Raw genomic sequence first — 13570 nt, 5'->3', positions numbered from 1 at the left:
GCCTCCGCCACACAGCCAGGGACCAAACCCGCACCCTCGCCCATCTCGGCCTCACATGATCAAAAAGGACGAGGTCTGACTATGCCGAAGCCCTGACCTGAGGCCGTCTCGGACGGTGTCGTCGTAGCCCGCCCCGCCAGCGCGGCCTGACCAATCAGGTCATGAGGCCGGCGCTGGTCCTCACCTCCTGGAACACCACCGCCTTTCATGAGCGGGTCTCGTGCAGTGGAGCCGCTCCCCGGGCGGGGGCGGGATCTTGGATGCCGTCGAGCAGTTCCCCAAAAGTGATCTTTTCGTCCGTGGGGCCGTAGTCGAGGGCCTGGAGGAGGGTGCTCCATCGTTGCGGCTGGGTGCCGCAGAGGGCGAGCAGGTGGGGGATGGCGAGGTGGGGTTCGCTGCGGGTGAGGATCTCGTCTGCGGGCAGCTGGCGCAGGTGATCGAGGGTGCGGTGACGGGAGTCGAGGACGGCACGGTAGACGTCCCGGCGTGACCAGAACCCTTCGGATTCGGGGGCGTCGAGCCAGGACTGCAGCACGGTGGCCGGGTCGGGGTGGCGGTCGAGCTCCTCGTCAGTGAGCAGCCGCAGCACGGCTTCGTTGGTGTCGGCCGGGGCGAGGGCCGCCGCGGCCGTGTGCAGCCACTTGGGGACGTCGTTCTGGTGGCCGATCCAGGCGAGTTCGAGCGGGTGCAGCGTCGGGAGCGTGTCGGTGACCGCGGCCGGCGGGGTGTGCGGGTTGCCGGCGAGTGCGGCCAGTGCGGCGACCCGCCGGTGCTGGTAGTTGTGCTCCAGGAGGCGGACCGGACTGAGCAGGTCGGTGTCGGCGATGATGCGGGCGAGGCGGGGGCTGGGCGGGGTGGCGACGACGGCGGGTTGTTCCAGCGTGGCCAGCAGGGCGCAGGCCTTGGCCAGGTGCGTGGGGTTGGTGCTGAGCAGGGCCAGGTCCTCGGCGATGGCGATGGCCCGGTGCTTGTGGTCGTCGTTGCGGGGTGAGGTGAGCAGGCGGCCGCGGCGGACGCATTCGTCGGCGGCCGCCTGCAACTGGGCGGCTGCGATGTCGGTGAGGCGGGGGTTGTAGCGGACCCGGTTGGCGATGTGGTGGAGCCGGTGGCGGGCGTTCACGATCGGCTTGGGCAGGCCGGCCATCTCCGGCAGGCACAGGGCGGGCAGGCAGGCCCGCAGCAGGGCGGTGTCGAGCGCCGGCTCTGGCTCGGGCTGTTCGGCCGGGCCGTCGTCCATGTCTGCGGTGAGGGAGGAGCTGCTGGACGCCATCATGCGGCTGCGGCGCGTCTCCACCTCGGCCTGGTCCAGCAGGAGGTGCTGGACGGCTGTGCCGAGGGCGGGGTGTTCGACCAGGTCGTGCCAGCGGTCGGGGCAGGTCGCGAGGATGCGCCAGGGAGCGCCTTCGCCGAATTCGTGGGGCAGGCCCCGGTCGACACGTTGCGCGAACTGCCATTCCTCGTGTTGCGGGTCCTTCAGGAGCCGGGCGAGCGGGGTGAGGGCGTGCTCCAGGACCGCGTCGAAGAGCGCCGGGGGGATAGGAGGGGCCGGTTCGGCGTCCGGCCGATACCGGTGGCGGTTGGGGTCCCAGTCGGTGACGACGTCCTCGAGGTCGGTATCGTGCATGCCGGGCAGCAGGCCGATCGCGGCGTCGACCTGGTCGGGGTGGCGGGCCAGGCCGATGACCAGGCCCGGCGTCGGGCGGTGGGTGCGCAGGATCGTCGGCAGGTCGCCGGCCACGACGACGCCCTGGCCGGCGAGTTCGTCGAGCTGCTTGTCGTCGGCCTGCTGAAGGAGCTGGCGGCGCAGTCCGGGGCGGGTGACGCGGCTGAGCAGGACGGGCAGTGCGTCCGCGAGGGCCTTGGCACGGCGTTCCTCGCCGCGGCTGTCGACGCCGTAGGGGGCGAGGGAGGTCGAGCACAGCGCCTCGACCACCGTGGGGAGCGCCTCGTCCGGCAGCGCCTCGTTCACGGCGAGCTGCTGCCACAGCCAGTACGTCCCGGCGTTCACCATGCTCTTCGGCCCTCCCAGGCTGCGCGACCCTGTGTGACCGTCTGGTCACTGCATAGCTGGGGGTGACGCTACGCGGCGACGGCCGCCCACCGGCCCCGAACGGTGAATTGCGCCGTCAGATCGCTCAGGGGCGTAGGTGAAGGGACCCGGCTGGTCCGCTTTCGCGAGACCAGCCGGGCCGACCATCAGACGAGGCCGAGCACGGCCAGCGTCGTGAGCCCGAGCGTCATGGAAACAGCGAAGGCGCCTCCTGCGGACAGGACGGCTTCGGCCGGGGAGACTCCGGTGGTGTAGGTGAGGATTCCAGCGCCGGTGGCCACGATTATCGAGACCAGGGCGCAGATCACGACCAGCAGCACTTTGACGCCGAACGACGGGTTGAACTTCAACGGTCCGGATGACCTTTCCGGTGGCCGGACCTGGGGCACACGGCTCTCAGCCCGACCACCACGTTGCCTACGTGGGGTCTTGCTGAGGCCGTGCCGACGTTCACTGGTCTCGATGCCTTGCCAGGGCCGCTCTATGGCTGTTCATCCCGGTGAGCTCGGAAGCAGGAGGTCGTGGGCTCAACAATCGGGCTCTCGCGGCATCAGCCACGAGCCCTGCAACGGGCCACTCAGACAGCGCAATAAGGCTCAAGCCCTCTTCGGGGCGCCTTGTTGTCGGCCGACCCGGGACACGTCGGCATCCCAGGCTCGCGCATGTCGCACGCGCCCCGCACTCTAGTGGAAGAACAGCGCACCAACGCCCGCGACACGCACACGTGTTCAGGCCGACGGCTGGCTGTCGGGGTGGGCTGGGCCAGCTGCCTGGTGCGTGGTGTCCAGGTGGGCCTGGGGCCGCGCGCTTACTGGTGGCGCCAGTGGTGGTGGACCTGCTGCACGTCGGCTTCCAGGACGTCACGCAGTTCGTCGTCGTCTGCGGGAACTTCCAGTCCCAGCGCGGCAGCGACCTCGCGGTAGGACGCCGCCATGCCGGGATCACCTGCGGCGACCAGGCTCGACAGCAGAGGCTGGTCTTTCGGCGTCTCCTGGTCGACGAGGGTGAGGACGGTGATGCGTTCGGCAGCGGTCATGCGGGGCAGTGCCGAGCCGAGCTGGCTTTGCAGCCTGCTCCAGCTGGTGGCCGTCTGCTCACGGGCGGCCTTCTTCAGCGCCCCGCGCACGGCGGTGGCGGCGGAGCGCAGGTGGTCCGGGGCCAGGGCATGGCGCTCGAAGGGCGTACGGGCGGGTTCCGGCTGGGTCGGGTGGTCGATCCAGGCTTGGGCCTTGCGGCGTTCGCTCGGCAGAAGCTTGTCCCCGGCGGTATTCAGCGCCGCGGCGAGGTCCCTTCCCATCTGCTGCATTTCGGCGTCGGAGAGAGGCACGGGCTGGGTGAGGCGCTGCAGGATGTTCCTCGCCTGGCGGACCGCCGCGCGACGGGCCTGCCGCTCCTGGCGCGGCCCGTTCTTCGCCGGGCGGGTGCTTGTCTTCCCGGCAGGCGCTGCGGCAGCGGCGGGTGCGGGGAGCGGGCGGTTCGGCTTCTCGCGCTGTGGCCGGGCCGGTGCGGCAGCGCCGACGCCGCGGCGCAGGCGCAGCAGCACGTCGGAGGCCTGCCGCATGAGTTCGTTCTCCTGGGCGGTAGCTCCCTGCCGGGTGGCTGCTTCGAGCCGGTCCAGGCAGCGTTGCAGTGGCGTCACGCTTGCGCGGCCGGTCAGGGCCTCGCGCAGCGCTTTCACCAGCTCGGTGCGGTCCTCAGGCGTGTCCGGTACTGCCGTGGCCGACGTGGACGCGGTGGGAGGCTTCGCGGTGAGGTCGCGTGCGTGCGTACCGATCGGCACGGTGTGGGTGCGTCGGCGCCGGATCTCCGTGGCTGCCCGAGTGGACAGCCCCTCGGGCGCGAGCTGCACGTTGTCTGCGGTGAAGTCGTACCAGTCGACCGCGCCGTCGCTGCTCTGGGTGCCGAACTGCACTTTGCGGTGCGCCCCTTCGGACACACAGCGCACCCGGTGCACGTAGCCCTGCTCGCGCAGAAGGCGCGGCTCCGGCTCGATGCCCGGGCCGAACACCGTGCTGGCGTCGAACTCGCCGGGCACCAGCAGCGCGGAGGGGTCGAGGATGAAGCGCAAGGGCTTGTGTCCGCTGGGCTCTGCGGTGATCTGGGCGCCCAGCCTGACTTCTCCGGCCGGGTCGCGCAGGATGCGGGTGTCGCCGCTGAGGCCGTGACGGGCCATCCAGTCAGCCACGGCGGCCTTGACGTAGAGGTGGTCGGCGCTGCCTGATCCGGAGGACCTCGTACTTGTCCTGCGGCATGGGGAGTCGGGGGCATCGGGGTCTGGAACGTGCGCGAAGTGGCAGATCTTGTCCGTGCAGAGCCTGGTCGTCAGCCGGCCTCCGCAGCCGCCCAGCCACACCCCGCACCAGAAGGTGCGGCCCACGTGGCCCCGGCGGAACAACTCGAGATCGACCGCGTCGGTGGGAAGTTCGACGGGATCTTCGGAGTCGGCGTTGTCGAGCACCGCTGTCTGCACACGGCGTGAATCCCTGACCATCATGCCTCCGGCTCAGAACCGTCATAGCCCCAAGGCGAGAGTACGGGTGGCCACTGACAACGGCCCGGGCCAGCGTTCCACTCCCGGGCGGGAGCCCAAGGGCGTTGATGGATCACCCGCCTTCCTGCGTGAGCAGGGGCGTCGGATCACCCGCTCCGGCCGGATGCACCTCCAGGCCGCGGTCGGCATTCAGCACCGGACGACGGCCCGGGTAGGTACGCCGCGCCGTCTCCAGGTCACGTTCGTCGAAGTCGCCGAAGAAGATGAGCACGCCGTGAAGAAGTTCCACCTTCTGCGCGCCGGTGGGCCACCGGCTGAGCAACGCTTCCACGGTCATCGGATCCGCCGCCGGCGGCAAATCAGGTCCAGGCATGAGCCGTCTTCCCTCGGTCGGTGAGCGAACCTGCCGCTACCGCACTTTTTCCGCTTGCTGCTGGTCGTGGTGCTGGACAGCGCGCGGTGGAAAAGCTCGGGCCATCCAGTCCTGCGATGCTCCCACCTGACGCAGCGTCTCGATCTGCTGGTCGTAGTCGCGTCCTTCGGGGCTGGCGTGGACGCGGAGATAGATGCGGTCGTCTTCGTCGTGGCTGTCGAAGTAGAAGGCGCAGGTGTGGCCCCACTGGTAGGGGGCGTCCGGTCCGGCGCAGTGGCAGAACCGGTGGGCCAGTGCATGGGCAGGCCCCAGCGCGGGTGACACAGCCTCTGCAAGAGCTGGTCGTGCCACAGAGCCCGAGGGTGGGCGGTGCGGGCGTCGATCTTCCAGCTGTCGCCGTCGTCCCAGCACTGGACACGGTAGAACGCGGTGACGGTGTGGAAGAGCGCGATACGTCGGAGCAGAGCGCTGCCCACCGCAGCCCGTCTGGCTCGCGAGCGTTCCGTCAGGGGGTAGGCGTTGAGGTAGTGGGATTCCACGGGCTCGATGTGCGGGGTCGTCCACAGCGGCCGCAGCCCGTTGTCTTCGTACCAGTGCCGGTGCCGGCGTTCGATGTCGGCCCAGCCCTCTGCCAGCCCGCGGGGCAGAACGAGCACGATTTTTGCCGCTTGCCTGGGGTCCTTCACCGTGTGCAGGTGCAGTTGTCGGCCGCCGGCCTCGATGCCGCTCACCCGCAGGCCAGGGATGCCCAGCACATCGTCCCCGCTGCCCGGTGCGGGAGTCGCGGGCAGCAGACGACTCAGACAGTGCTCGGGGAAGGAGTACCGCTCTTCGCTCATGTAGGGGTCGAGGTGCAGGGTGAGGGACGTGGCGGCGCTGGTCAGTGAGGCGATGCCGAAGGGGTGCGCGCACAGACTCGGGGAGGTGCCCAGCTGCTCGAGGACGCGGCTCTCCAGCCGCGCCTGCGCCGGCGACGCCGCAGGCGCCGGGTGGCTGGTTCGAAGGCCGGCGCGGCGGGACTGCCCAGTGCACTCGGTCCAGTAGCGGAGCTTGCGGGACTCCCACGAGGAGCGGTTGCTCACGACAGTGCCTTCCTGACGCGCCTCGGCCCGATCCCGGCACGCCGGCGAACACTGACGAGCTGCTGGGTGTGATCACGGTGGTGCAGGCCGGTGCAATGCCACGCTCCTTGCATTCCGGTACGCCGGATCGGGCGGCGGTCGGAACGTGGCCCGCCTCGGGCCAGTTCTGACCAGCATCCAGCACAACCACGGCCAGGGACGGACGACACCGTCACCGGTTCACTCGGACGGGTCCTGAAGGTCAAGCCCCAAGGGGACAGGTGAGCGGGAGCACGCGTTCGGTCAGCTGCCCGGTGAGCTGGGCATCGGTGAGGGCGGCATTGGCGAGCCAGTCCGCTGCGGTCAGCTGGTCGACCAGGTGCTGCAGTTCGCCGGAAGCGACCGGGACCCAGGTGGTGAGAGTGTTCAGGGCGATGCCCTGGCCGCCGGGACCGAGGATCCCCGAGGCGTCGGTCTGGGTGGCCAGCGTCAGGGCGAGCAGCCGGGTGCTGGCGGCGGCTTTGGTCTTGCGGAGCTTCTTGTCCGAGATGACCTTCTGGGCCCAGCCGGAGAGCTTGGGCCGCATCTTCTTGCCGAAGGTGAACGGGCCTGCCTTGTCCTCGTGGGGCACCAGGGAGGGGACCGTGATCGGGGTGGGGTTTTCCGGCCGGGAGCCGAGCAGGTCCTCGGCGGTGCCGGGCAGGGTGAGCCAGCCGCAGCCGGTCAGCTTCTCGACCAGGCCCTCCGGATCGGTCAGGCCCAGAGCGGTGAGGTCCTGGCCGACGAGGTTGCCAGCGCCCGTGTGCACGGTACGAAGGGTCAGCATCAGCACCAGCAGCCGTGCCTCCGGGCCGGGCAGCGGGCTGTGGTCGGCCACGTACTCGAGGACAGAGCGCGCGTGGTCCCCCTGTGTCGGCACGGTCAGCAGGCGCGGCACGGCCGGCCCGTCGCTGTCTGCGATGCCGCCGGTGCGCTGCTGGTGCTGGAAGCGGGCAGCGGTGGCGGCCTGCTCGGCGCGCCGGGCCTCCAGCCGCAGGCTCATGATGCCGCTGACGTCCGCCCAGGTGGTGAAAGCCCGTGCCTTGCGCTCCTGGAGGTCGGCGAGGAGCGCCAGGTCAGGCTCGGTGCGCTGCTGATAGGCGCGGAAGAGGTCACCGAGTTCGATGAGTTCGTCTCGCAAGGCGAGGGGCCGCAGGTTGTGGGGGATGATCCGCTGGGCGATCTTTGCCTGTGGTGGGCGGCGCCGTGCAGGTACCGAACGGGAAGCCGGAGCCCCAGTCCTGGCGGCGGCCTGGTGGTCGGAGAACTGCGGCGCACCCGCGCTTGCGCCCGTGGCTGCGGGGACCAGGCGGTCGGTGGTCTGTGGCTCGGGCACCTTGGAGGTGGCCGCGGTCTTGGCTCCGGGGGTGGCGGCCGCGCACCGCGAGCAGCACTCCATGGCGTGCCACCAGCGTCCTTCCCGGTCGGTGATCACGGCCAGGACGACCGGCCCGCCGCACCGCCAGGGTTCGGAACGCGCGTGCCGGTCGGTGTCCGGCAGGTGTGTGTGGCAGCCGGCGGCCCTGCACGCGCAATACGCCCCGGCCCTGGGTGCGGGGGCGGCGCGCAGGTGGGCCTTGAGGTGGGCGACCGCGGCCATACGGCCGACGGCCGCGGACGGAAGACGCTGCTCGGCACAGGCGGGGCGGCTGCACGAGATGCGTACCGCCGCACTGCCCCTGCCGGCGGCGTCCAGACGTACCGTCCAGCGGCGTCCCGGCACCCTTTCGTCCAGCTCGCTCACCGCGGCCTGCGTCATCCCGGTCTTCCTCCCGTCCTGTGTCTGCGATGCTTGCCGCCGCTTCCCGCCGTGCCGGGCGGTGTGTGCGGGCGGCGAGGCCACCGTATGCGGCACAGGGGCGAAGGCTGGTGAACTCGCCCCGTTCAGACCTTTCCGGGAGTCCTCACCGGCCGGTGAGGGCTTCTCGTCGTGTGCCGCCGCGCTCATGGGGCGTCAACCACAACGCCGCCAGCACCGCCCGTTTCGGTGGTCTCCGACCTGATGACGGCAGCGGCGGCCAAGCTCATCGCCACACTCGCGATCGTGCCCCATGCTCATCTCCCCTCCGCCGACTCCCCTGACGGGTCAGGCCCGACGGCGGCTGGCAAGGGGAGAGTCAGGTTCCCGCTCGTACGGTGGGTGCTCGCCCCGCGCACGACGTGGCAGGCGCGGCGCCTGGCCGCCGACTTCGGCGAGGGAATAGACGCGAAGACCGCGTGGGTGATGGCTCGCCTCGCCCGCCACCCGGATGAGCACGGCTACGCCATGGCCCACCTGGACGACGAACATCGCACTCCGGACTGAACGGAGCGCCGTTCAGACATCGGCATGAGGAGAGGCCAGCAGCGGCGGTGCGGCTGGATCACCCCGCTGGCGTTGCCGTGCCGCAGGTCAGGGATGCGGAATGAGCTCTGGCATGGAGGATGCGGCGGTGCGCGGCCACATCACCGCGTCGGGGACCCGGCTGTGGCCGGCGTGACCATGTTCGGCACGGTGGGCGGCGCGGACGCGGTCCAGGAGGGCCGTCAGTGCAGGCGGCTCGAAGGTCGCTCGGTGGCCTTCGGTGAGTTCGTGGATCAGGGCACTGAGCCCGGCGCAGCCGAAGGTGCGGTGGGCGTAGTCGATCGCGGCGAGTAGCAGGGCCTGGCAGGCAGTCATGTTGGCGGCGGCCACGGTGCTCAGAGCCCGGCGGGTGAGGTCGTCGTCGTCCAGGGTGAGGCGGCCGCAGTCACAGAACCCCATGCGCTGGGCAAGGGCGAGAGATTCCTCCTGGGGGAGAAGGTCGGCGATGGCGTCGACGGCCACGAGACCGAAGTCGATCGCGACCTGGTAGGCGTGATGACACACGGTCGGGTCGGCGGCGAACTCGCCGGTCAGGGGAGCGTGGGGGCGGGTGACAGCTGGCGGCCGCGGCGTGCGGCGGCGGGGGCGTGAGGACGGCATACCGTGTTCAACAGGCCCGCCACGCGGACGGACACCGCCGCTTCCCCGCTTAGCCCACCGCGCACGTCCCGCCTGTCTCGTTGAGCAGGGCAACTTCGACACACAGGTGGGCATGATGGGGAAGAGAGCGCAGCAGAAGCGGGCGGCCAAGCACGCGAAGCAGGCCAAGCAGCGCAAGGCTGCGGCGTCACGGTCTGCCGCCACGTTCGCGGCCGTGGCGGCCGGCCTGCCCCAGGTGACGTCGATGGACGACATCCTCTTCGGGCCCATGGCCACGCCGTGGGGCGACTTCATCGACAGCTACACGACGGTCGACGAGGCCGTCGCGGCGGCGGAGAAGGCCGGCGGGGTTCTGTCGTGCTTCTCCTTCGACGATTCCGGCGAGTACGAACGGACCCTGTGCCAAGACGCGGACGGCTGGCGGTACGAGGTGGCGCTGTACCCGCGGCAGGCCCTGCGGGAGCTGGTGAAAACGAGCTGGCTGGACGCCGACGACCAGGACCAGGCCGTACAGCAGCTGCGCAACGCCCTGGCCGCGTACGTGCCCGAGACCCTGCGTCACCCCGGACTCAAGGTGGTGTGCCGGCCGTCGACCACCAGCGTGCCGCGCATCGGCTGGGCGCAGAGCGTGCCGGCATCCGGGATGCGGACCTGGGAGGACGTGGACCTGGCGGAGAACGAGATGGCGCTGTTCGACCTGGCGCCGCTCGCCGACGGCCCCGGAAACGGCCTGGACTTCACGCTGCCGGAGGAGACCTTCGCCCTGTTCCGCGCGCACGGCCTGTCCGCCCGCGCGTGCGCCGGCTGCGGTGCACCAGTGACCGACCGGCACCCGCACTGGCCGGGCGTGCTGGTCAGCGTGGAGAGCGAGTACGGACCGGTGTGCGGGCGCTCCCGACTGGGGGGTGAGTCCCTGCAGCGGGTCGGCCACGTCCTCGACGCAGCCCATGCCCGCCCGGCCGGGAAGCTCACCGGCAAGGAACAGAAAGTCCAGTGCCAGCACTGCGATGTGCACATCACCGAGCACCACCCGGACTGGCCCGGGGTGTGGACCGAGGCCAGCAAATACAACCGCCCGACCTGCGCCGTGACCGGATCCGGGGCCGACGACGCCACTGAGCACGACCTGATCGACTGCGTCTACCCGCACGTCCCCGTCGGTGCCGACAGCCCGGCCGCTGAGGCCATCATTGCCGCCAAGAAAGTCGGCTACTTCCTCCAGCCGCGCCTGCCGGCCTGGGCGCAGTAGCTTGATGAAGTCGTCGGCGGCCGTGGGCTGCCGGAAGACGTGAGGCCGGGTGGCCCGGGGCATCACCGGGAGCCCGGCTTGACGCGTGTAGGGGGTGCGGTCAGCGCACGCGTCCGAGGTGGATGACGGTGACGCGGATCTGCTGGTCGTTGATCTCGTACATCACGCGGTAGGTGCCGACGTGGATGCGCAGCAGGTCGGCGCTGCCGAACGCGCCGTCGGGGCGGGGGTTGTCGGCGAGGTGGTCGACGGCGGTGAACACCTGTCGTACCCCGTCGGGGTCGTCCTTGGCGAATCGCTCCGCCTGGGTGAGGGCCTCGGGCTCCCAGATGACCTCGTAGCTCACGCCTCAGTTCCGCCGAACACGCGGCGGTAGGCCTCGTTGTGGGAGACGCCGGCGTTCTCGCCGCGGGCCTGGCGGGCGCGGTAGGCGGCCAGCGCGCGCAGTTCCTGCAGTTCCAGGGCGTCGGCGGGGCTGACCAGGATGGCGACGGTCTGCCCGTGGTCGGTGATGGCGACCGGTTCCCGGGTGGCGCTGACCTCGCGCGCGATGGCGCCCAGGCGGGCGCGGGCTTCCACGATCGAGTAGGTCGTCTCCGTCATGCACACCACCTTACAGAAGTGTGCACATTCGGCCTTCGGGCTTGCGGCATGGTCCAGCGTCGGCGCTACTCAGTGATGCCGAGGTGGGTTCGGCGGTCCTGGACGAGCTGGTGCCAGCGGGCGCGGACTTCCTCGGGGCCGTCGAGCCAGAGCGTGGTGGACGGCGTGGGGAGGGGGATGTCGGCCAGGCAGTGTGCGATGTCCCGGTAGTAGCTGTGGTCGCCGGTCTCGGTGTGGGCGTGGAGCCGGGTGATGGCGGCCTGGACGTCGTCGTGCTCGCCGCGGACGGTGTGGTGGAAGACGAGGGCGAGTTCGAGGACGGTGTGTGCGGCGGTGATTCCGGCCTCGTGGATCGCCGCGCGCAGTGCGCTGGCCAGCTCAGGTCCGGTGGGGGTTCCGGCGTCGCGGGCGATGGCGGCGGTCTGGGCGGTGAGGGAGGTGGCGCGCTGGTCGAGTCCGGCCAGGAGCTGGCCGGCGAGGGCGATCTCGTCGTCGGCCCGGGCGGGGTCGGTGAAGGCGGTGACGAGGGCGAGGTTGGCCTGGGCGATGGCCTGCTCGCCGAGGTTGCCGTGTTCTTCGGCTTCGGTGCGGGCGGCGGTGAAGTGGGCGGCGGCCTGGGGCATGTCGCCGTGGGCGAAGTGGATGTCGCCGAGGACGCGCTGGCCGCGGCCGGGCCAGCCGAGGGTGTGGGCGGTGGCGGTGGCGGTGGGGAAGTCGCCGGCGGCGCGGGCGAGGTGGGCGAGTCCGCGGGCGGCGTCGGGGGCGAGACGGCCCCCGCGGTCGGCGACCTGGCGCATGCCGTCGCGGGAGGCGTCGTGGTGTCCGAGGTCGCGGTGGGCCTTGGCCCGGTAGTAGGTGGCCATGTCGGCGAGTTCGTCGGGCAGAAGGCCGGTGTCGAGGACGGCGGTGAGCCGGGTGACGGTCGTGGCGCGGTGTTCGTGCTGGCGGCGGGCGAGGGTGGAGAGGAGTTCTGCCAGGGCGTCCGCGGCGGTGGTGAGTTCGTCGTCGCCGCTGTCCCGCGCGGGCAGGGGGAGGGGTTCCCAGACGTAGTCGTCGGTGTAGGCCCAGGCGGCGTCGGTGAGCCAGCCCAGCTCGAGCCGGTGGTCGCGGGCGAGGGCGAGGCCCTGGCGGAGGCAGCCGGTCAGCAGGCGCCGGTCCGGGCCGCTGCCGGCCTGCCACTGCGCGCCGAGGGCGGCCAGCGCGCGGTCGGCGGCCCTGGTCCAGTCGGTGTCGGTCCAGCGGTCGTCGGTGGCGTCGTCGGCGGTGCGCAGGGTGGAGCGGATGAGGGCGTGCAGGTGGTAGGGCCACAGGGCGAAGGCGTCGTGCTTCACGAAGGGCCGTTCCACGAGCCGGGCGGCTGCGGACAGGTGGGGCAGTCCCGCGGCGGCGGTGGCCAGGGGGAGGTCGAAGGCGTCCAGCAGGGTGACGGCGCGCAGGAGGTGGCGTTCGTCGGGGGTGAGGTCGGCGAGCGTGCGGGTGAGCAGCGCGGGGAAGTCGGCGTCGAAGTCCGCGGCCGTGGGGGTACGGCCGGTGCGGCTGAGCTCGAGGTAGCGGAGTACGGCGAGGTCGAGGTAGAGGGGCAGGCCGTGGGAGCGTTCGGCGATGACGGTGCGCAGGCCGGTGTCGATGAGGGGCCGGTTGTTGCGGACCAGGCGGCGGTCGAGGTAGTCGGCGCAGTCCTCCGGGCTGAAGTCGCCGATCAGGACCTGCCGTGACTCGGGGGTCGGCGCGGCGGTCGGGCTGGTGGCGGGGCGGGGGCCGGGGATGGTCTGTCCGGCCAGGCCCGGCCAGGCGGCGGGACCGGTGTAGTCGAGCTGGCCTTCCACCGCCGCCTCGGCCCATTGCAGGCGGCTGCGGCCGGTGACGATGAAGAACGCGCCTGGCATCAGCCACACCAGGCGCTGCAGCAGGCGTTCGAGGTCGCGGTGGGTGCGGGTGCCGGTGTCCTCGAAGGTGTCGAGCAGCACCACCGGGACGACCGCCCGGTCGGCGGGGAGCTGGGCGAGCTCCCAGGCGAGCAGGTGCGGGTAGTAGGAGAGCGCGTCGATGTCGGGATTGGCGTCCAGGAGGTCGGCCAGGCGTACGCAGCGGGCCAGGGCCCGGACCGTCTGGCGCCGTTCGCGCAGGGCGGTGGTCAGGGCGCCGGTGAGCTGGCCGATCGCGGTGCCGACGGTGCCGGGCAGCAGCAGGGCCTGGGCTACGTCACTGAGCGCGGACTGCATCTGCTGCGGCAGTGCCCGGCCGAAGCGGGCGGCCAGGCCGCCGCTGCTGAGGTAGTCCTCCAGCGGCTCGCCCGGGTGCTGGTGTTCCCAGTAGCGGCGAAGCGCGATGTCGAAGGCGGGCAGCGGCTTGCCGATGCGGGCGGCCAGGGCGAGGCGGAGGGTGAGGATGACCCTCTCGAAGTCGGTGCCGGCCGCGCGGGCGAGGTCGATCCGGACCGGGAGCAGCGCCGGGCGGGCGGGCCAGGCGGCCTCGCCCCACCGGGCGGGACGGCCTTCCGCGCCGGCGAGTGCCGACTCCAGGGTGCGCGACAGCGTCGACTTGCCGATGCCGCCGACCCCGTGGAAGGCGAGGATGTTGTTGCGCGGCGCCTCCAGGTCCTCGACATCGAAGTCGGGGGCCGTGACGCGGGCCAGGTGCTCGCCGAGCGCGGCCTGGACGATCTGCCACTGGCCCTGGCGGTTGGTGAACGCCTCACCGACCTCCAGCTGCCGGTCGTTGGTGCTGAACAGCGCCCGCAGATCCCGTCTCGCCACGGCT

The 13570-nt window shown here is 71.4% G+C and carries 12 protein-coding genes; 2 read left to right on the top strand and 10 right to left on the bottom strand.

Translation table 11 applies throughout. The features are described from left to right. Window positions 1-205 precede the first annotated feature (205 nt). The 6 genes from ABT300_RS06970 to ABT300_RS06945 all read right to left on the bottom strand — a co-directional run bounded on the left by ABT300_RS06970 (window position 206) and on the right by ABT300_RS06945 (window position 7773). Complete coding sequence (locus ABT300_RS06970) at window positions 206-2011, bottom strand: hypothetical protein (RefSeq protein ID WP_351672941.1); 1806 nt, start codon at window positions 2009-2011, stop codon at window positions 206-208. Between the two features lie 185 nt (window positions 2012-2196). After that, window positions 2197-2400: a hypothetical protein gene (locus ABT300_RS06965; RefSeq protein ID WP_266477774.1), complete on the bottom strand. Its 204-nt coding sequence runs from the start codon at window positions 2398-2400 to the stop codon at window positions 2197-2199. Window positions 2401-2858: 458 nt separating this feature from the next. Further along, a complete protein-coding gene (locus ABT300_RS06960) occupies window positions 2859-4520 on the bottom strand; it encodes a hypothetical protein (RefSeq protein ID WP_351672939.1) in 1662 nt (553 codons plus the stop codon). Window positions 4521-4653: 133 nt separating this feature from the next. Next, window positions 4654-4878, bottom strand: a complete 225-nt coding sequence (locus ABT300_RS06955) for a hypothetical protein (RefSeq protein WP_351672937.1) — start codon at window positions 4876-4878, stop codon at window positions 4654-4656. Next, a complete protein-coding gene (locus ABT300_RS06950) occupies window positions 4875-5996 on the bottom strand; it encodes a hypothetical protein (protein WP_351672935.1) in 1122 nt (373 codons plus the stop codon). The genes ABT300_RS06955 and ABT300_RS06950 overlap by 4 nt, the downstream gene beginning before the upstream one ends. Before the next feature lie 241 nt (window positions 5997-6237). After that, on the bottom strand, window positions 6238-7773 hold the full coding sequence (locus ABT300_RS06945; RefSeq protein ID WP_351672933.1) for a hypothetical protein: 1536 nt from the start codon (window positions 7771-7773) through the stop codon (window positions 6238-6240). Window positions 7774-8001: 228 nt separating this feature from the next. Between ABT300_RS06945 and ABT300_RS06940 the strand changes: the two genes are divergently transcribed. Further along, on the top strand, window positions 8002-8319 hold the full coding sequence (locus ABT300_RS06940) for a hypothetical protein (protein WP_351672931.1): 318 nt from the start codon (window positions 8002-8004) through the stop codon (window positions 8317-8319). An 87-nt stretch (window positions 8320-8406) separates the two neighbouring features. On the opposite strand, the gene ABT300_RS06935 is transcribed toward ABT300_RS06940, so the two are convergent. After that, on the bottom strand, window positions 8407-8958 hold the full coding sequence (locus ABT300_RS06935; RefSeq protein ID WP_351672929.1) for a hypothetical protein: 552 nt from the start codon (window positions 8956-8958) through the stop codon (window positions 8407-8409). 112 nt (window positions 8959-9070) lie between these two features. Between ABT300_RS06935 and ABT300_RS06930 the strand changes: the two genes are divergently transcribed. Further along, a complete protein-coding gene (locus ABT300_RS06930) occupies window positions 9071-10207 on the top strand; it encodes a hypothetical protein (protein WP_351672927.1) in 1137 nt (378 codons plus the stop codon). A gap of 100 nt (window positions 10208-10307) precedes the next feature. On the opposite strand, the gene ABT300_RS06925 is transcribed toward ABT300_RS06930, so the two are convergent. The 3 genes from ABT300_RS06925 to ABT300_RS06915 all read right to left on the bottom strand — a co-directional run bounded on the left by ABT300_RS06925 (window position 10308) and on the right by ABT300_RS06915 (window position 13566). Continuing rightward, a complete protein-coding gene (locus ABT300_RS06925) occupies window positions 10308-10553 on the bottom strand; it encodes a type II toxin-antitoxin system RelE family toxin (RefSeq protein ID WP_351672925.1) in 246 nt (81 codons plus the stop codon). After that, window positions 10550-10810, bottom strand: coding sequence for a type II toxin-antitoxin system Phd/YefM family antitoxin (locus tag ABT300_RS06920; RefSeq protein ID WP_351672923.1), 261 nt, complete (start codon window positions 10808-10810; stop codon window positions 10550-10552). Before ABT300_RS06920 ends, ABT300_RS06925 begins: the two co-directional genes overlap by 4 nt. A 65-nt stretch (window positions 10811-10875) precedes the next feature. Beyond that, a complete protein-coding gene (locus ABT300_RS06915) occupies window positions 10876-13566 on the bottom strand; it encodes an ATP/GTP-binding protein (RefSeq protein WP_351672921.1) in 2691 nt (896 codons plus the stop codon). Window positions 13567-13570: the final 4 nt, after the last annotated feature.

The organism is Streptomyces sp. NPDC001027 (assembly GCF_040299045.1).
GTDB lineage: Bacteria > Actinomycetota > Actinomycetes > Streptomycetales > Streptomycetaceae > Streptomyces.
This window is presented reverse-complemented; position numbering and strand designations above follow the sequence as displayed.